Origin of the sequence: Bacillus sp. FSL K6-0073 (genome assembly GCF_038006085.1) — a bacterium.
GTDB classification, from domain to species: domain Bacteria; phylum Bacillota; class Bacilli; order Bacillales; family Bacillaceae_G; genus Bacillus_A; species Bacillus_A cereus.
Genome location: NZ_JBBOUN010000001.1, coordinates 2,157,175 through 2,176,997 on the forward strand (window position 1 = coordinate 2,157,175; position 19,823 = coordinate 2,176,997).

The following is a 19,823-nucleotide window of genomic DNA, read 5'->3' on the forward strand; positions in this document are numbered from 1 at the left end:
ATAGAATCGCCTCTTTAAGAATACATAAAAAATATATATACAAGCGTATTCTAATCACTGCATCATTGGTGAAAGTAGAATTCTATAAATTTTGGAGGAAGAGATATGCAAAAAAAGGTTCTCCTGTTTACAGATTTAGGGATTGATGATGCGTTTGCTATACTGTACACCTTTTTTCGTAAAGACATTCAACTTGTAGGAATTGTGGCCGATTATGGAAATGTATCAAGAGAAGATGTAATAAGAAATATTAACTATTTAAAGTACATTGCGGGAAGAGAAGAAATACCTGTATTCCTTGGTGCTTCTGTACCGTTGACAGGTATAGTGATTCAGTATTTCCCTGAGGTACATGGAAAAGTTGGATTAGGACCTATTATTCCACCTGAAATTTCATATCCAGTTTATCCTTTAAATGATATTTATCAAATTATAGAATCAAATTTAGAAGATCTTACAATTATCAATTTAGGAAGACTTTCTTCGCTAGCTACGACTTTTGTATTAAATTTAGAAACAATGCGAAATGTAAGAGAATGCATTTGCATGGGGGGAGCTTTTTTCTATCCAGGTAACGTAACTGCTGTGGCTGAAGCTAATTTTTACGCAGACCCTTATGCAGCAAACTTAATTCTGCAGCATGCAAAGAACTTGACGATTATTCCTTTAAATGTGACTCAACACGCGATTGTTACACCCGAAATGGTCCAGCAAATTGATGCATTTCATCGGAGTACACAGGATCTTGCAGGACTCATCATCAAACCTATGTTAGATTATTATTATAATTTCTACTCCAAGTCTAATCCTGGTATAAGTGGAAGTCCTATGCATGATTTTGTAACGGTGTGGTATTTGCTGAATCAAGAGGCTGTTAGTCTTTCAAGGGTACCCATTAAAGTGATTCCTGATCAAGGGGAAGGATTTGGTCAAAGCATTGCAGACTTTCGTTTTGTTACTAATCCAGGCTATAAAACGCATAATGTAGCTTTTCAGTTTGATTATGAATGGTTCAAGAAGGATATTATGGAAACGTTCCTAAAGAAGAGAGTGTAACAGACTTTATTAACTTCAGATAATACGGATTATATGAATGAAATATCACTGCACTTCACGTACAAGAATTCGACTTTTTTAGGTTGAAATTCGTCTAACATACAAAGCTTCCGAAATGTTGGCTGTACCCTATCACTATCAAGCTAACAGAATAAAATCTTCCTAATTTCTGGTGTATTAAAACTTTAAGTTGATGACCATGTGGTGCTCCCCCACATCCATCAACTTAAGAAAAGTAAACATCCCAAAAACAAAAAATGAGTTGACTTCTCAAAATAACTAACTATAGAGAAAGAGAAATTTCATTTAGTGGGTACTTCAAAACCTTAGCTTGATTGCGATGGTGTCACCATATCAAAAAGAAAATTGTGCGTTTAGACATATTTTTCAACCGCTTCCTGTACGTTAAGGGACTCGTTATTTTTTTACAGTTTTTTATTATGAAATTCAAAATAACTAATTATAATAGGTGAAAAAAACGATCAATAGTTGGGGTACGGAAAGGATTTGAATTTACATTCTTTCTCAATACATATCATGGATAAATAAAGTAAAATATGGGTTGGGGCTATGTCTCATGTTGTGTTAATCCTAACAATAACTAAGGGTACATAATATGCTTTCATACCTTTGAATAATTTTGTTATAGAAGGGATGGAGATTTAACTGGCTCAAATTGTTGGTATTGATAGATACCTTTGTACTGGGGCTTTAATTTATATGCGTGAGGACCTTTCCTTAAGTCTTGTCAGGAAGTAAGGAACAGTAAGCAAACACTTATACAATATGAATAGAGGAGAGGAATGCCTTATGAAAATACGTGGTCAAATTACATGTGCAAGTCTGGCCCTTTTAATAGCTGGAAGTTCCCTGTTATATACAACATCAACCTCAATTGTAAAAGCAGAGCCCGCTCAAAATGTATCTAGTTCGTTACAAACAAATACTCAACGAGATCGTACTTCCGTCAAGCAAGCAATGCGAGATACATTGCAACTTGGATACCCGGGGATACTTGCTAAAACTTCTGAGGGTGGAAAAATGTGGGGGTATGCCGCTGGAATAGCGGATCTGAGAACCAAGAAACCAATGAAAACAGATTTTCGCTTTCGCATTGGGAGTGTGACGAAGACGTTCACCGCAACAGTTGTACTTCAATTAGTTGGAGAGAATCGCCTGAAGCTAGACGACTACATCGAAGATTGGTTGCCTGGTGTCATTCAAGGAAATGGATATGATGGTAACAAGATTACTATCCGGGAGATATTGAACCATACAAGTGGTATCGCTGAATACTCAAGGTCAAAAGACGTTGATTTTACGGATACAAAAAAATCGTATACAGCTGAAGAGTTAGTGAAGATGGGGATTTCTCTTCCCCCAGACTTTGCTCCAGGAAAGGGCTGGTCTTATTCAAACACAGGATACGTATTACTGGGTATCCTTATTGAAAAAGTAACTGGAAACAGCTATGCGGAAGAGGTTGAAAATCGAATTATTGAACCACTTGAATTGTCGAATACATTCCTACCAGGCAACTCAAGTGTTATTCCAGGCACTAACCATGCCCGTGGATATGTCCAACCAGACGAAGCAAGTGAGCTAAAAGACGTTACTTATTATAACCCAAGTGCAGCTAGCTCTGCTGGAGATATGATTTCTACTGCTGACGACTTAAACAAATTCTTCTTTTATTTGCTCGGTGGCAAATTACTGAAAGAACAGCAACTAAAACAAATGCTTACTACAGTTCCTACAGGAAAAGAAGGAATCGATGGATATGGTCTTGGAATCTATGAAACTAAGCTTCCAAACGGTGTTTCGATATGGGGACACACAGGTGGCATTCTAGGGTTTACAACTCTTGTTGGAGGTAAACTTGGAGGCAAGCATACGTTGGTCGTCAATTGGAATAGTTTGGGTAGAACTGACAGTCCTAATCCTTTTAAAAAAATTTTACTTGCTGAATTTAGCAAGTAGGAAAAAAGGAAAAATTTATCGTAGTTTTCATAGTTGAAAATATACTTTTCTGGTTCAAAAGCCCCAACTTATTTTTAAGAAAAATTTGGAGCTTTTTTTGTTTTGGTAGCGTTTATTCTCCTTAAGTTGATGGATGTGTGGTGGTACTCCATCGCCATCAAGCTAAGCTTATATAAGTTTAATTTCACGTGAAATTTTTTCGTTTTTCTAAAGACAAATGTAAGTTCTTTAAAGATTTGCATGCCAAATAAACCCTATCAGGTTTCAGCTTTTTGGATTACGCTACATGACTGTGAGACATAGAAAAGTTGTATACGACGCCTAAGATATCAAAGACTGTTTTCTTCTCATACCTATGGGATTTTCGTCCGTTTTTCTGTAAGAAATTAAACAGACGAAAGAGAATCTTTGTTAATTCTTGGGTGTCTTTTTGTAAAGATTGATAAATAAGTGGAAAATAATCTTTGATGATATAAATTGCTTTATATTCACTTAATTCTCGTTTCTTCTTGATGAGGAGTAATTGGCGCATTTGAAACATGGTGGAGAAACAAAGAAGGATACTTATCAATTGTCCGTATAAGTGACATTCTAGTCGTTCTAATTTTACAGAATTACAGTGATGAATACGAAAAAATGATTTCCATGTTTTAAAAATAAGTTCAATTTGCCAGCGTAAGGAGTAAAAATCGTATACTTGTTCCTTTGGTAGATATTCTAAAGGAATATTTGTAATGTAAAAGTTAATTGCACTAAGCCTCTTACTACGTTCTTTATAGGTAATTTGCTTCTTATGTTCTTTAGATGCTAAATCCTTTTGCCTACGTTTCATTTGTGTTTCAGTTAATTTGTACAGAATGAGTCTTGCAGGAAGTTTTTGATACATTCCAATATAAATTTCAGGAATTTCATATGTTTCACCTGACTGTAATTGGTCAATGAATTGCTCCATATCTAATTGGATGTACTCAGAGTGCTTTTTTATTGTTCCATTTTGAAAGTATTCAGGCTCATTATTCTTTTGATATATACGTGTATTGAGCTTTAATCTTGAAATAAAATAAGCATTACACTCTTCTATAGTATGTAAGTCTTTTAGGTCGAAGTATCCTAAATCACGTATACATATATCGTTCGGTTGAAGGGACGCTAAACAAGTAGAACCATACGTTTTATCATTGTGCTTTCCCGATCCTACATGAACATGAAGAAATTGACCACTTAGTAAATCATACTCTAGTTGAATTTTCACACCAGCATTTTGACCACTACCACCTGAACCTTGATATATAGAAGTGAATTTATCCGGAATTTGAAAATGTGTAGAATCCAATACACGAATACGTCGAAAATAGTTTGTATACAAAGTTGGAATCTTGTTAGAAGAACAAAATTGTTGGTGAAGTAAATGTGCTAAGAGTTGTTGTAAAAACTGAACAGCCTGAGAATTAAAACGTTGATTGAGTCCTTCTGGACTCATAGAAATGCCTGTGTTAGCTTCTAATCGACTACTTAATTGTACCAATGAAGTATGGGCGATATTTTGACTTAACCAAATACATAGAGCCACTAAATCTTGTGCGCGGTATTTACTTTTTCGTTTAACAAATCCTACATTTTTAGCTAATTGCTCTAAAGCATCAGGTGACATATATCGTTGCAATTCTTTAGAAAACAATTCTAATTCATCAGAAATCGATAAATTCATACTAAAACGCCATCCTTTCCTATGATTCTATAGAAAGAATAGCGTATTTTTTCATTTTAGGGGGAATTTTGTTTTATTAGCTTGATAGCGATGGGGTGGGACCCCTATAATCGTCGAAAATATAAAAATAAAGTTAATTTTAACGTATGTGTATTTTATTTCTATATATAATTTTATAAATATATTGAGCTAAAGGGTTTAAACTACTCCTAATTTCACTTCAATTTATAAAAGGCTAATCGTTAACAATTTAAAAAGGGGTTTAAAAAATTAGAGACATATAGTATCATTAGATTCCGGACCGAATGGTCCGGAATCATGTGTGAATATATTTAAAAGGAGAAATTTATGCAGAAAGAAAAATTAAAGATTCTAGGCAATTTAATTAGGGGGATAATAAAGTGAACTTTATAAAAACGAATAAAAAAGATCTTATTATGTTAGTAGTTTTTACAATGTTTGTAATACTTCAGATTGGCGTCCTCATATTAGTAGGAGTATCACTTTTAACTAATGTAAATTTAGTTGAATCAGAATTTGCCAATACTGCCGCCGCTTTTATTGTACCTGCTATTATAGGTATAAGTTTCTATAGGAAAGAAATTATTCAAAGTTTTTCTTATTTTAAAGAGAAAACAATTTTGAAAGTAGTAAGTATTCCTATGGTGGTTTTACTTACGGGAATTCTAGAAAAATTTGTTACGAAATTTCTAGTAAATACAGATCAGTCAGTGAATCAAGATGCCGTTAATCAAGCCGCTTCAGAGGTACCTTTTATATTTGCATTGATTTTAGTTGGTGTTGCAGGTCCAATAGTCGAGGAAATTATATTTCGTCATATATTAGTAAATAAATTTTCTAGTTATGTTGGTACTGCTATTGCATCAATCATTTCCATTCTAATTTTTACAGTTCTTCATTCACAAAACCTTTCCGATTTTGCTATTTATTTACCAGGCTCGGTGATATTTACTGTGGCTTATCTTATTTCTAAAAGATCCCTTGCATATATCATAGCAATACATGTGTTAAACAATGTCCTTAGTTTAATTCTGTAAGAAACTAGATTGCTTTCTGTCACCTTAAGGTTTTAGACTATTTTTTAAGTTAAAAACAAGTTACTATTTTCTTATGTAAATAATGAAGACCTAGTTCTAATTTGTAACATTGAAGAAAAGAGTACAAGTGAACTAACTTCTCACTTAAAAGAAATATTCGATATTCCATATGTTAATTTTGAAGGTAAGAACATAAATAACGTAAAGAAAATAGCTATCGTTGCAGGTTGTGGCGACAAAGTAAGTTGGATGGAGGAAGCTGAAAAAAGAGGAGTTCAAGCCTATATCACTGGCGAAATCCATTACCATATTGATAACGAATATGGTAAACAAAGATACAAACAAATGATGGATTATGTTTCTAATACTTCGATGTCTTTAATCGGCGTTTCCCATTCTGCATCAGAATATCTGGTCCATAAAACATTGATGAAGGAATGGTTTGAGAATAACTTTGATATTGAAACAGTTTTAATTCCACAGGAAAAATGGTGGTTATAAAGTTATTAAGTAATATTTAAAAGAGCTTGGGAATTCAAGCTCTTTTTTTCGAATTTAGCTGAGAATTATATCGTGAGAACTAGATGTTTCAGTCTATGCATATTGCTGAAGTTTTAGGTCTAGCACCCCAAAAATGAAAAAAACAAGCGGAATTTTCATAAATAACTGTAAAAAAGTAAAATTCTCGTTATGGGGGTGTTTTAAAATCTTAGCTTGATGGGCATGGGGTACCACCACATCGCTATCAAGCTAAGCTTATACAAAGTCAATTTTAGGCGAGATTGTTCCTTTTTCTAAAGGGCAAGTGTAGGTGATTGAAAGATTTGCATACGAAATAAACCCTAACGGGTTTCACTTTTTTGAATTAAGCGGCTTGATTGTCCGACATAGTACAATTATAAACGACACCTAATATATCAAAAACTGTTTTCTTCTCATACCTATGGAATTTTCGCCCGTTTTGCTGTAGGAGATTGAACAGGCGAAGTAATACCTTTGATAGCTCTTGGGTGTTTTTTTGTATAGTTTGGAATAGAAGAAGGAAATAGTCTTTAATCATATATATGGCCTTATATTCACTCAGTTCTCGTTTCTTTTTCATAAGAAGTAATTGCCGCATTTGAAACATGGTAGAAGAACAAAGTAGAATGGCAATCAGTTGCCCATACAAATGGCATTCCAATCGTTCTCGTTTTATCTTTTTACAATGATGAATATGAAAGAATGATTTCCATGTTTTAAATAAAATCTCGATTTGCCAACGTAAAGAATACCAATCATGTACTTGTCCCATTGGGACAATATCTATAGGGGTATTTGTCATATATACATTGATACCGCTAAGTCGTTTACTACGAGCAGAATACTTCATTCCTTTCTTTTTTTCTCTTACCGTTTGATCGTGTAATCGTTTTTGTTGTTGTTCTTTTGTTAGTCGATGAACAATCACACGAGTTGGTACTTTATCAGTCATTCCTACATAAGCGTTGGATATTTCATATGTTTGTCCTGGCTGAAGAGAGTTCATTAAAACCTCCATATCTATTTGGATATACTCTGTACCCTTCTTAATTCTGCCATCTTGAAAATAATCAGGGTTTGGATTTTTTTGATAAATACGTGTATTCGATTTAATACGTGAGATATAATAGGCCTTTTTATCTTGTATATGTTGAAGATCTTTCAAATGAAAATAACCTAAATCTCGGATACATAAATCATTCGCTGTTACAGTTGGGGCACACAGGGAACCGTAGGTTCGATCATGTTGTTTACCTGGACCTGTATGAATATGAAGGAATTGTCCACTTAATAAATCATACTCAAGCTGTATCTTTACTCCCGCTGTATGGCTGCATCCTCCCGCACCAGGATAAACCGATGAAAATATATCCGGGAGTTGAAATGCAGTTGAATCTAAAATACGAATACGCTTGAAAACAGAAGTGTATGGAGAAGAAATCGGCATAGATGCGGCCAATTTTTTGCTTAGTAGTTCGGCTAGTAGGTGTTGTAAAAGTTGGACGGCCGCCTTATTAAACCGTTGATTCAGTCCCTCAGGACTGATGAGTACTTCTGTTGATGCTTCTAAACAGCTAGATAACTGAGTTAAAGAAGTCATAGCTACATTTTGGCTCACCCATACACATAAAGCTACTAAATCTTTTGCTTGGTACTTACTGGTTCGTTGTACAAAGCCAACATCTCTAGCAATATCTCGTAAGGCATTTGGAGATAGGGCACTTTGAATCTCTTGAGCAAATAGTTGTAATTCGTTAGACACAGAAACAGACATAAAAAACGCCATCCTTTCCTATGATTCTACAGAAAGAATAGCGTATTTTTTCATTTTAGGGGGCATTTCTTTTTATTAGCTTGATAGCGATGGGGTACCACCACATGCCCATCAAGCTAAGAAAAGCAAATACCCCAAAACGAGAAAATTGACATCTCCAGATGAAAATGCACAATTTTTTTGTTTTGGGACTGCTTCAAAATATTAGCTTGATATTAATGTGGCCCTATCCATATAGGTTCGTGAGCTACGGTACTATGACCATATCGTACAGCTAGTTGAGTGTTCAAATGTTTTTGGTCAAAGCTTTTGTCTTGATATTATACTCACTTCATCACTCCATAATTTTTAGGTAGTGAACGATTTTAGATTACCTAAAATCATCATGATATCCTAAATAATATTTAAAAAGCTAAGCCCATACATTGCAGCAACTGTAAAAATGACTGTCCATACTGCAAGACTGACCGTCATCCAACTTATGACGTGTGTCCGGTTAGATCCAAATGTTAAAGCTAATACGGCTGCAATATCAGTCCCTACGAGAATTGGAGCTAGAAGAGCCAAACCTGGAATACCATATCGTTCCCATATTTTTCTTGATCGGGTTTCTTTTTTAGAAGGTGTTGTTATACCTTTTTTTAGTTTTCTTGCTGCTTGCCATTTGGCATACTGTTTAAAGAAAAAACCGAGTAATAGAACCAAGATAAGATTTCCTGCAAATGCTGTTACTCCTACTGCAATTGGTTGTAACCCCCATGCGATACCAAGTGGTATAACGATTGATACATCCATCCATGGGGCAAAAGCTAAAAGAAATAACACTACATATTGCCATAATGCACCTGCATTTTGAGCCCACTCCACCATATTGTTTCATCCCCTTTGTTAAATACGATTTAAAATAAGAATAGTAGTTAACCAATAGACAGTGTATTGACCTACACCTAGTAAACCAATGCACAATAACGGAACAAAATTATGTTGAGAAAAGAGGAAGCAAATCCCTGCCGTTACTGGAAGCGTAATGCTATAGTAAATATACACATTTCGACAAGCCTTATAGGTTACCCACTGCTGCCCTTCATCTATTTCACGAAATTCAGATGGTATAAAGCCAAATAACCTGATCTTATCATGAGGATTCTTTCGGTTATAAATTCTTGTGAGAATGAGCCATAAAAAAGTAACCGTCACTAAAATCCCGAAACATAACTTAGCTAAAATGACTTGTGTATTCATAAGAGAAAATAGTAAAAATGCAATAATCAACACAAATATACTGGCCCCTATGAGTGGGGATCTTAAAACCTGTTTTATCATAATCGTTCCTCTCCCTTTAAATAAAAAACCTCTTCTACGGTAACTTGAAATACAGCAGCTATTTTTAACGCCATAGTGACAGATGGAGAATAATCACCTTTTTCTATTAATCCAATTGTTTGCCTTGTGACCCCAATTGCATCAGCCAAGTCTTGCTGAGTCCATCTAAATCGTGCTCGTAATTCTCTAACTCTATTTTCTAGCATCACAAATTCCCTTTCCTCATTTACAATTACTGTAATTGTAAATGATCACTGACAAAATGTAAACAATCATTTGCATTATGTAATGAATAATTGCAAATACGACATAAATTATCCTTAAGTTAAAAAGGGAGCCCACCCCATCGCTATCAAGCAAACAAAACAAAATACCCCCTAAAATGAAAAAATACGCTATGCTTTCTGTAGAATCATAGGAAAGGATGGCATTTTTTTATGGACCTCTCACTTTCTGAAGAATTACATCTATTCTCACAAGAATTACAATGCATTCTATCTCCAGTAGTCCTACAAGACATCGCCAGACAAGTTGGCTTTGTACAGCGATCTAGTAAATATCAAGCTAACGAACTCATTGCCCTTTGCGTATGGCTCAGTCAGGAAATTGCTAGCACATCACTTACACAATTGTGCAGTCGATTAGAAGCTTCCACTGGGGTACTAATGAGCCCAGAAGGATTGAATCAACGTTTTAATCCAGCAGCTGTCGCATTTCTTCGAGAAGTCTTTACTTCTCTTCTCACACAAAAACTCTGTTCCAATCAATCGCTTTCTGCACACATGATGTCTATTTTCAATCGTATTCGTATTTTAGATGCAACGGTGTTTCAGTTACCAGATACCTTCGCCATTGACTATCAAGGCTCAGGCGGAAGTAGTAATACTGCGGGGGGGAAGATTCAACTTGAATACGATTTACTCAGTGGTCAAATTTTAAACGTACAGCTTGGACCAGGAAAGAACAATGATAAAACATACGGTACCATTTGTCTTGAAACCGTTGAAAAAGGAGACCTATGTTTGCGTGATCTCGGTTACTTCGATTTAAGTGATTTACAAGCGATTCACGATAAAAAGGCTTACTATATCTCGAGGTTGAAGCTGAATACACGTATTTATATCAAGAACCCTGAGCCAGAATACTTCAACAATGGTACGTTAAAAAAACAAACAGAATACATCCAAATTGATATGACACAAATGATGGCTAGTCTATCCCCTGGTGAAACGATGGAAATCCCCGAGGCATATATTGGGCAAAATCAGAAGCTTCCAGCACGTGTCATGATCCATCGTTTAACCGACGATCAAACACAAACACGTTTGAAAAATCAAGCAATACGTGAGAAAAAAAGGGGATTATCATGAAGGATAAAAGTAAGCGTTTGATGAGCATGAATGTATATATTACGAACACATCGCCAGAAGAAGTACCGACTAACTATGTGCATTCCTTGTATTCACTGCGTTGGCAAATAGAGATTTTGTTTAAAACATGGAAGTCGTTCTTTGAAATTGATGAGTGTAAGGGCATCAAAAAAGAACGTCTTGAATGCCATTTGTATGGCCAACTCATTGGCATTCTCATCTGTTCCTCTACGATGTTTCAAATGCGACAGTTTCTACTCGGAAAGCAGAAGCAAGAACTAAGCGAATACAAAGCAATTTATATGATTAAGGATTACTTTCCGTTACTGTTCCAAGCAATGGCAATTGACACAGATGAACTCTCGGCGATTCTGCATCGCCTCTATCAATCGCTTAAAAAGAATGGTCGTAAATGTCATCGGTATAAAAAAATGACCGTCTTCGATATTCTTGGTGTTGTCTATGAAACGACGGTGAATAAAAGACAAGTTGCCTAGCAGAAAAATCACATTTTCATAGGTTTATTTGGCATGTTTATTTTTCCAAAACTCATTAGTCACAGTACAAAAACCAAGGTGTAGCTAGGATTTCTCACTGTTAGCTTGATGGGCATGGGGTACCACCACATCGCTATCAAGCTAAGCTTATACAAAGTCAATTTTAGGCGAGATTGTTCCTTTTTCTAAAGGGCAAGTGTAGGTGATTGAAAGATTTGCATACGAAATAAACCCTAACGGGTTTCACTTTTTTGAATTAAGCGGCTTGATTGTCCGACATAGTACAATTATAAACGACACCTAATATATCAAAAACTGTTTTCTTCTCATACCTATGGAATTTTCGCCCGTTTTGCTGTAGGAGATTGAACAGGCGAAGTAATACCTTTGATAGCTCTTGGGTGTTTTTTTGTATAGTTTGGAATAGAAGAAGGAAATAGTCTTTAATCATATATATGGCCTTATATTCACTCAGTTCTCGTTTCTTTTTCATAAGAAGTAATTGCCGCATTTGAAACATGGTAGAAGAACAAAGTAGAATGGCAATCAGTTGCCCATACAAATGGCATTCCAATCGTTCTCGTTTTATCTTTTTACAATGATGAATATGAAAGAATGATTTCCATGTTTTAAATAAAATCTCGATTTGCCAACGTAAAGAATACCAATCATGTACTTGTCCCATTGGGACAATATCTATAGGGGTATTTGTCATATATACATTGATACCGCTAAGTCGTTTACTACGAGCAGAATACTTCATTCCTTTCTTTTTTTCTCTTACCGTTTGATCGTGTAATCGTTTTTGTTGTTGTTCTTTTGTTAGTCGATGAACAATCACACGAGTTGGTACTTTATCAGTCATTCCTACATAAGCGTTGGATATTTCATATGTTTGTCCTGGCTGAAGAGAGTTCATTAAAACCTCCATATCTATTTGGATATACTCTGTACCCTTCTTAATTCTGCCATCTTGAAAATAATCAGGGTTTGGATTTTTTTGATAAATACGTGTATTCGATTTAATACGTGAGATATAATAGGCCTTTTTATCTTGTATATGTTGAAGATCTTTCAAATGAAAATAACCTAAATCTCGGATACATAAATCATTCGCTGTTACAGTTGGGGCACACAGGGAACCGTAGGTTCGATCATGTTGTTTACCTGGACCTGTATGAATATGAAGGAATTGTCCACTTAATAAATCATACTCAAGCTGTATCTTTACTCCCGCTGTATGGCTGCATCCTCCCGCACCAGGATAAACCGATGAAAATATATCCGGGAGTTGAAATGCAGTTGAATCTAAAATACGAATACGCTTGAAAACAGAAGTGTATGGAGAAGAAATCGGCATAGATGCGGCCAATTTTTTGCTTAGTAGTTCGGCTAGTAGGTGTTGTAAAAGTTGGACGGCCGCCTTATTAAACCGTTGATTCAGTCCCTCAGGACTGATGAGTACTTCTGTTGATGCTTCTAAACAGCTAGATAACTGAGTTAAAGAAGTCATAGCTACATTTTGGCTCACCCATACACATAAAGCTACTAAATCTTTTGCTTGGTACTTACTGGTTCGTTGTACAAAGCCAACATCTCTAGCAATATCTCGTAAGGCATTTGGAGATAGGGCACTTTGAATCTCTTGAGCAAATAGTTGTAATTCGTTAGACACAGAAACAGACATAAAAAACGCCATCCTTTCCTATGATTCTACAGAAAGAATAGCGTATTTTTTCATTTTAGGGGGCATTTCTTTTTATTAGCTTGATAGCGATGGGGTACCACCAACAAAACGCGAATTTTGTACGCTAAGAAATAAATAATAAGCGTTATTGGAAGTGAAGGGTATCAATTTAATATGTTATATGATTGCTTATCTTTTAACGAACTAAAATCATAATTTGATTTGGTCCTGTACGCTTCATTACTCGATATCCTTTAATTGATGTTGTAGCAATCCCCTCATCATTGGACTTACAATAACCATCTACTTGACAGGTACCATCATCACGAACCAGAAGTTTTCCAACAAGACCTACAGGAACCCCTTCAGGTCTTTGCAGCCGCGAGATATACTCCTGTGAAGAGTCCCACTCAGGGTTTAATATAGGTTCGCTTTTTGTAAAGGAGGGATGAATTACTCTTCCATCGCCATCTTTTTTTCTGGTACAACAACTTCATGATATTGAGTTCTGCCCCATTCATCTCTTACGAAGAGATTGTGCCAACGTAAATCACTTGCATCTGCAATCATAGCTGGTGTTGCACTCACTACCCCTAGAATGTAATCATCGTTTGCATTTGCTTTTCGAATTTTTTCCCCGTATAAAGTCACAAAATATCCGACATCAATCAAGTTTCCATCAATAGTTTCAAACATTTCTGCATAGTCCGCAGCATTAGGAGATATTACAACACCGTCGAGATAAAGATTTCCTGTTACCCCTTCAATTACAGCGGAATTTAAGGATGGTCCAACAGCAAGACCATTTGCCAAATGCCAAGAAAAAGAAGATCGTGTAGTTCCATTTTTCCCCATAATATGAGAACCTGGATGAAGTACATCTACAATGGTATTAATTCCTTCGGTGTGGGAAAAATTTGCATCTGCTGTTGTACCGGATCCTTCAGTATGGGAGGCAAATCCGCTTGCTGTTGTTTGAAATCCTTCGGCATGGGAGGCAGTTCCACTTGCTGTTGCGAATTGTCCTTCGGCATGGGAACAGTCCCCGATCGCCTGGGTGTTACATGCCTCCGCATGAGAGGCAAACCCGCTTGCAACGGTCCCACTTCCTTCTGCTACAGAACATCCATTATCGGGGTCAGTTCTAATACAGATTGTTGCGGTTGGTCCTGTCGGTCCGGTGTCTCCCGTAGGCCCTGTAGGTCCTGTAGATCCTGTTGGCAAAGTAAAAGAAGGAATAGGTGGGAATGTAGGACCAATCAAATTTGGATCTAATGCAGGGGCACTTAAAAAATTATCTGGTATAAGATCTTTCCGTTTTTTTTCACTAAACATTAAAAAATTTTTATCATAGTTAGTAAATGCATGAGTGGGAAAAATGGCATTTATAAAAAACGACACGATTTTTATGAAGAATAAGAGATATAAATGATTCTTCTTGAATGAACTAATTTTATATTGCCTTTTAGAACGATATAAAAATATTTATATTTTAAGATTTATATAATTTATACATATTTTGTTAACATAATGTCTCATTATCGGTAGCAAGAAAAAAGAGGATTCCTTATCCTCATAAGGAATCCTCTTTTTCTTTTCTATCACTTTATTCGCTTCTTATACATTCCTATTTTGTCGTGGGTTTTAAGGTTCTCATTTGTTAGTGAATAAGCCGAAAAACTGTATAAAATCTTGCATACTCTTAGCGTGGGTTTTTTCTAAAATGCTGGCGGTACTCCAAAAAAAGTTTATCAAGTTGGAATATTCGAAAAATCATTTATATAAACAAACATACTGTGGTAACATTTAACAAAAGGGGGTAGAAGTAGATGAGTGTTGACATTATTTCTAAAGAAGAAATCACAAAATTATTAAACGACTGGTATCAAGCTATGATTTCACAACGTGTATTACAGTCTCAGAAAATAAAAGAGGATATTGCAAATAAAATCAATAATATTAAGGAAGACCAAACAATATTAGTCTACTACGCTTTATTGAATGCACGGTATAAACTGCTAATTCGGGATATGGATAGTACAAAAGATATTCTGGACAAAATCGAGCCTTTACCAGAGTCTACAGAAACATTTTTAGAGTACTATCATCATTTATTTAAAGCAATTTACGCTATTAATAAAGCAAACCATAGTGAAGCAAGAATGCAATTTGAAAAAGCTGAAACGTTTTTAGAGTACATGCATGATGAAATTGAAAAAGCTGAATTTAATTATTGGCTTGCAGTCCATTACTATCACGTATTAAAACCGATCTTAGCAGTTCAATTTGCTACAAAGGCGAATGAAGTATTTTCAATTAGTCCAGGGTATGAATTAAAAACTGCAGCATGCTTAAATACTTTAGGAATGGCACACATTCGACTAAATGAATTCGAAAGTGCAGAGGAATATTTACTTTCAGCACTAGGTACCTTCCAAAAATCTAATGATGAACTTCTTATTAAACGAGTTAAGCATAATTTAGGACTTTTATACGCAAGTCAAAACATGCCAGAGTTAGCAATTAAACACTTAGAGGATTCATTAGAAAATAACGCTAAAACTATGTTTCTTTTAGCAAGAGAACATTTTAAGTTAGGTTATAGTCATATCGCTAATGAATATATTGAGAATGGCTATAAGATTAGCGACTTATGTTACCGTCATCATTTCCGAATTTTAAAAGCAGTACATAACTATGTACCGCAAGAAGAATTAGAAAATGTGGTTATAGAAGGTATTTCGTATTTTGAAAAAGAAGAATTATATGATTGGGTAAAAGAATATGCTTCTCTTTTAGGTGAAATATTCTATGGTTCAGAAAATCACAGAAAAGCAAGCAAGTATTTGCACATCGCTTTAGATGCAGACAAAAAGAGCATAGAAAGAAGGGCGCTAAAATGAAAAAAGCAATCTTATTAATGATGATGTTATCCGCTGTTTTTACTTTTGGTCTTACTAATGTAAAAGACATACCACAAAACGAAGCAATTGAAGTGTTTATGGATCATGGAGAACATATTTAAAACCTAAGGAAGAGGGCGCTTATAGTGTCCTCTTTTTAATATCTATTATTTATATGATGAGGTTGCAGGTACGTCTTTTGGTTATTGTTTGATAAACGTAGGATGTTTCTAAAAATGTGTATACAAAGGTGTATTTTTGTACTGTATATGTTCACGTACTATATAAAAAAGTATGAAAATCTATAAAAATAATTATTTCAATAAAATTTGTTTTAGATATTAAAAAGTGCCAAAACCCTTGTGGTATAAGGGGTTTGGCACTTTTGTGTTTTTTATATTTTATCAAATAAACAACCCTAAAACTGCTCATTCTTCTCCCAAGATTCAACGATATAATGTGCAATCGTCGGATTGAAGCCTTTACCAACTAAAAACATAATCGCAGCAACTTCTGTTAATGCGTGTTCATGTGATGTATGTTTTGCTTCATTTAAACCGTAATCTACCCATGGTTTTACGAAATCTAGTACGGGTTTCTTGAAAGGTAAAAACTGTGTACCGACAACTTGTTGAATTTGTTGTTGTGTTGGTTCAGTAATTGGTCCAGGTGGCAATATTTGTGGTTGTGTAATGTCTAGTGTTGGTCCAGGCGGTAAAATTTGTGGTTGAGTTGGATCTATTGTTGGTGGTTTAGGTGGTGAGACACGTGCGTCGTAGTTTGGTTGATACATTTGTTGTTGGTATTGCGGTTGTTGTGGTTGAGTTGTGTATGGGTTTTGTGGTGCTACATATGGATTTTGAGGATATTGTTGTTCTTGGTTTTGTGGTGCTACATATGGATTTTGAGGATATTGTTGTTCTTGGTTTTGTGGTACTGCATATGGATTTTGTTGATATTGTTGTTCTTGGTTTTGTGGTATTACATATGGATTTTGAGGATATCGCTGTTCTTGATTTTGTGGTGCTGCATATGGATTTTGAGGATATTCATAATTTGGACGTGTGTCATATGGATTTTGTTGAAATTCAGTTTCTAGGTTTTGCTTTGTTGCATATGGGTTTTCGTCATATTGTGGCTCTTGCTGTTGTAACTCTTGTTCTTCGTATTGTTCTGTGTATCTCTGTTCTTGTTGTTGAGGATACAATGGTTGCCTTGGATAAGGCGGTTGATTATTATAGAACATGTTTATTCCTCCTTCATGATGATGCCTACCACCTAGTGTATGGGCGGACAAGAAAATATGTGATGAAAAAATGCGGGCGTGTTACAATAAGTAACTGGGTGAAGATAAAATGACAAAACAAGAAAAAATTCAAAAAACAATTACTTTTGTAAAACATATTTTAGAAAAAGATGCGAGTGGGCATGATTGGTATCATATTGAACGTGTACATAAAATGGCGATTTCTTTATCTGAGCAAGAAGGTGGAAATCGTTTTATAATTGAAATGGCAGCATTACTTCACGATGTGGCAGATGAAAAGCTAAATGAAAGTGAAGAAGCAGGAATGAAAAAAGTTTCTGATTGGTTAGAAGAGCTACGTGTTGAAGAAAAGGAAAGTAAACATATTCTTCATATCATCGCCAATATGTCTTATAAAGGTGGTCATGGCGGTAAAGTGGATTCACTTGAAGGGAAGCTTGTTCAAGATGCGGATCGCTTAGACGCCCTTGGAGCAATTGGAATAGCTCGTACCTTTGCATATGGCGGGGCGAAAGGGAGATTAATGTATGACCCAACTATTCCGCCGCGTGAAGAAATGACGAAAGAAGAGTATAGAAAAAATAATGATCCATCTTTAAATCATTTTTATGAAAAACTTTTGAAATTAAAAGATTTAATGAATACGAATGCAGCAAAACAAGAGGCTGAAATTCGTCATCGGTATATGGAACAGTTTATTGAACAATTTATGAAAGAGTGGAATGCACAAATATGAAAATGTTAACTGTGGAGAACTTATCAAAATCATATGGGGAAAAGCCGTTATTTGATGGATTATCATGTAGTATTACAGAAGGACAACGTGTCGGAATTATTGGTGTAAACGGAACTGGTAAATCGACATTATTAAAAATAATTGCAGGATTAGAAACTCCTGATACAGGTGATATGACGCATTCACGTGGGTATAGAATTAGTTATTTATCACAGCAACCAGAGTTTGATGAAAAACTGACAGTATTAGAGCAAGTGTTCCATGGTGATACACCTTTAATTCGTCTTCTTCGTGATTATGAAAAAGCACTATTAAATATTGAAAAAGATCCAAGTAATGAAAAAGTACAGGAACAATTATTTGTAGTGCAGCAACGTATGGATGCAATGAGTGCATGGGAAGCAAATGCAAATGCGAAATCTCTTTTAACGAAATTAGGAATTACGGACTTCACTGCAATTGTTGGGAATTTATCTGGTGGACAGAAAAAACGTATCGCAATGGCACAATGTTTTATTGAAACACCGGATTTATTAATTTTAGACGAGCCTACGAACCATCTTGACCATGAGACAGTTGAATGGTTAGAAGAATATTTAGCGAGATATACAGGTTCGGTATTACTTGTAACCCATGATCGTTATTTCTTAGATCGTGTGACGAATCGTATTTTTGAATTAGATAATGGTAAACTATATAGCTACGAAGGAAACTATAGTACATTTTTAGAAGCGAAAGCACTTCGTGAAGAGCAAGAATTGGCACAAGAATCGAAACGCCAAAATTTATATCGTCGTGAACTTGCTTGGATTCGTCGTGGTGCAAAAGCCCGTTCTACGAAACAAAAGGCGCGTATTCAGCGTTTTGATGAGCTAAAGGCACAAGAAGGACCAGCTGCAAAACAGTCAGTTGATATTGCACTTAGCGGTAGCCGTCTTGGGAAAAAAGTACTTGAGTTAAAAGATGTAACGAAAAAATTTGGTGATAAAACGGTATTAAACAACTTTAATCATATCGTGAAACCAGGCGATCGCATCGGAATTATTGGAGCGAATGGAAGCGGGAAATCTTCGCTATTAAATATGCTTGCAGGTAAGTTATCTCCTGATAGTGGTGAAATTGAAGTTGGGCAAACTGTAAAAGTTGCTTATTATACGCAAGAAAATGAAGAGATGAATTTAAATCAGCGTATGATTGAATACATTAAAGAGATTGCAGAAGTTATTCATACGACAGATGGAAAAGTAATTGGTGCATCTCAAATGTTAGAACGTTTCTTATTCCCGACGCATTCACATGGTACACCACTTGGTAAACTATCTGGTGGTGAAAGAAGACGTTTATATTTATTACGTATTTTAATGGGAGAACCAAACGTACTTTTACTTGATGAACCTACGAACGATCTAGATACACAAACATTAACAGTACTAGAAGATTATTTAGAAGATTTCCCAGGTGTCGTTTTAACTGTATCGCATGACCGTTACTTCTTAGATAAAGTAGTAGATGAACTGTTCATCTTTACTGGCGGAGGCGAAGTGCGTGAGTTTCTAGGTAGTTATACAGATTATTTAGAAATGGAAAAAACGAGAGGACTTATGGAGAAAGCGGAAGTTCAAAAAGAGAAAAAAGTTGTAGAAGAAGCTCCAAAACAACAACGTAAACGTAAACTTTCATACAATGAGCAGCGTGAATGGGAAACGATTGAAGATACAATTGCCGAACTTGAAGAGAAAATTGAGTCAATTGGAGAAGAACTTGCGAAAGTTGGATCTGACTTCACAAAGGCACAAGAATTATCTGAAGCACAGCAGAAAACAGAAGAAGAGCTAGAAAAAAAGATGGAAAGATGGAGTGAACTATCAGACATCGTTGAAGGATTAAAATAAAAACAAGCTGCATATATTGAAAAGTAAAGAGAAAAACTTTACACTATTGG

Annotated in this window: 16 protein-coding genes and 2 pseudogenes; 9 read left to right on the top strand and 9 right to left on the bottom strand. The window is 35.4% G+C overall.

From position 1 onward, the window contains the following. The first annotated feature begins 105 nt into the window (after window positions 1–105). Window positions 106–1,056: a nucleoside hydrolase gene (locus tag MHB52_RS11370; RefSeq protein ID WP_016117709.1), complete on the top strand. Its 951-nt coding sequence runs from the start codon at window positions 106–108 to the stop codon at window positions 1,054–1,056. Between the two features lie 810 nt (window positions 1,057–1,866). Beyond that, complete coding sequence (locus tag MHB52_RS11375) at window positions 1,867–3,036, top strand: serine hydrolase domain-containing protein (protein ID WP_016117710.1); 1,170 nt, start codon at window positions 1,867–1,869, stop codon at window positions 3,034–3,036. Between the two features lie 277 nt (window positions 3,037–3,313). On the opposite strand, the gene MHB52_RS11380 is transcribed toward MHB52_RS11375, so the two are convergent. Continuing rightward, window positions 3,314–4,744 carry an IS4 family transposase gene (locus MHB52_RS11380; RefSeq protein ID WP_016117711.1) on the bottom strand — a complete coding sequence of 477 codons (1,431 nt, stop codon included), beginning with the start codon at window positions 4,742–4,744 and terminating at the stop codon, window positions 3,314–3,316. A gap of 401 nt (window positions 4,745–5,145) precedes the next feature. Between MHB52_RS11380 and MHB52_RS11385 the strand changes: the two genes are divergently transcribed. Next, window positions 5,146–5,802, top strand: coding sequence for a CPBP family intramembrane glutamic endopeptidase (locus tag MHB52_RS11385; RefSeq protein WP_061663671.1), 657 nt, complete (start codon window positions 5,146–5,148; stop codon window positions 5,800–5,802). An 84-nt stretch (window positions 5,803–5,886) separates the two neighbouring features. Then, window positions 5,887–6,303: pseudogene (locus tag MHB52_RS11390) on the top strand (Nif3-like dinuclear metal center hexameric protein); the annotation flags it as partial. A 364-nt stretch (window positions 6,304–6,667) separates the two neighbouring features. Here the strand turns inward: MHB52_RS11390 and MHB52_RS11395 are convergent. The 4 genes from MHB52_RS11395 to MHB52_RS11410 form a co-directional block, all read right to left on the bottom strand. After that, a complete protein-coding gene (locus tag MHB52_RS11395) occupies window positions 6,668–8,098 on the bottom strand; it encodes an IS4 family transposase (RefSeq protein WP_061663672.1) in 1,431 nt (476 codons plus the stop codon). 393 nt (window positions 8,099–8,491) lie between these two features. Next, complete coding sequence (locus tag MHB52_RS11400; protein ID WP_000230641.1) at window positions 8,492–8,968, bottom strand: small multi-drug export protein; 477 nt, start codon at window positions 8,966–8,968, stop codon at window positions 8,492–8,494. A gap of 18 nt (window positions 8,969–8,986) precedes the next feature. Next, complete coding sequence (locus MHB52_RS11405; RefSeq protein ID WP_061663327.1) at window positions 8,987–9,421, bottom strand: hypothetical protein; 435 nt, start codon at window positions 9,419–9,421, stop codon at window positions 8,987–8,989. Further along, the gene (locus MHB52_RS11410; protein WP_000979036.1) at window positions 9,418–9,630 is read right to left on the bottom strand and encodes a helix-turn-helix transcriptional regulator; all 213 of its coding nucleotides are present in this window, start codon (window positions 9,628–9,630) and stop codon (window positions 9,418–9,420) included. The genes MHB52_RS11405 and MHB52_RS11410 overlap by 4 nt, the downstream gene beginning before the upstream one ends. Window positions 9,631–9,858: 228 nt before the next feature. Between MHB52_RS11410 and MHB52_RS11415 the strand changes: the two are divergent. After that, window positions 9,859–11,288: pseudogene (locus MHB52_RS11415) on the top strand (IS4 family transposase). A gap of 256 nt (window positions 11,289–11,544) precedes the next feature. On the opposite strand, the gene MHB52_RS11420 reads toward MHB52_RS11415, so the two are convergent. From MHB52_RS11420 to MHB52_RS36800, 3 genes are all read right to left on the bottom strand, one after another. Then, window positions 11,545–12,975 carry an IS4 family transposase gene (locus MHB52_RS11420; RefSeq protein WP_061663672.1) on the bottom strand — a complete coding sequence of 477 codons (1,431 nt, stop codon included), beginning with the start codon at window positions 12,973–12,975 and terminating at the stop codon, window positions 11,545–11,547. A gap of 196 nt (window positions 12,976–13,171) precedes the next feature. Further along, complete coding sequence (locus tag MHB52_RS11425; RefSeq protein WP_080451573.1) at window positions 13,172–13,429, bottom strand: peptidase G2 autoproteolytic cleavage domain-containing protein; 258 nt, start codon at window positions 13,427–13,429, stop codon at window positions 13,172–13,174. Next, the gene (locus MHB52_RS36800) at window positions 13,429–14,310 is read right to left on the bottom strand and encodes a peptidase G2 autoproteolytic cleavage domain-containing protein (RefSeq protein WP_016117717.1); all 882 of its coding nucleotides are present in this window, start codon (window positions 14,308–14,310) and stop codon (window positions 13,429–13,431) included. The genes MHB52_RS11425 and MHB52_RS36800 overlap by 1 nt, the downstream gene beginning before the upstream one ends. 494 nt (window positions 14,311–14,804) lie before the next feature. Here MHB52_RS36800 and MHB52_RS11445 point away from each other — a divergent pair, with 494 nt between their 5' ends. Next, complete coding sequence (locus MHB52_RS11445; RefSeq protein ID WP_000109855.1) at window positions 14,805–15,878, top strand: response regulator aspartate phosphatase; 1,074 nt, start codon at window positions 14,805–14,807, stop codon at window positions 15,876–15,878. Further along, window positions 15,875–16,000, top strand: coding sequence for a hypothetical protein (locus MHB52_RS11450; protein WP_000709202.1), 126 nt, complete (start codon window positions 15,875–15,877; stop codon window positions 15,998–16,000). Before MHB52_RS11445 ends, MHB52_RS11450 begins: the two co-directional genes overlap by 4 nt. 296 nt (window positions 16,001–16,296) lie before the next feature. On the opposite strand, the gene MHB52_RS11455 is transcribed toward MHB52_RS11450, so the two are convergent. Beyond that, a complete protein-coding gene (locus tag MHB52_RS11455; protein WP_000499709.1) occupies window positions 16,297–17,124 on the bottom strand; it encodes a hypothetical protein in 828 nt (275 codons plus the stop codon). Window positions 17,125–17,233: 109 nt separating this feature from the next. On the opposite strand from MHB52_RS11455, the gene MHB52_RS11460 reads away from it, so the two are divergent. Together MHB52_RS11460 and MHB52_RS11465 are read left to right on the top strand one after the other, a co-directional pair. After that, window positions 17,234–17,881: an HD domain-containing protein gene (locus MHB52_RS11460; protein ID WP_000165969.1), complete on the top strand. Its 648-nt coding sequence runs from the start codon at window positions 17,234–17,236 to the stop codon at window positions 17,879–17,881. Further along, window positions 17,878–19,773, top strand: a complete 1,896-nt coding sequence (locus MHB52_RS11465; RefSeq protein ID WP_061664230.1) for an ABC-F family ATP-binding cassette domain-containing protein — start codon at window positions 17,878–17,880, stop codon at window positions 19,771–19,773. Before MHB52_RS11460 ends, MHB52_RS11465 begins: the two co-directional genes overlap by 4 nt. Window positions 19,774–19,823: the final 50 nt, after the last annotated feature.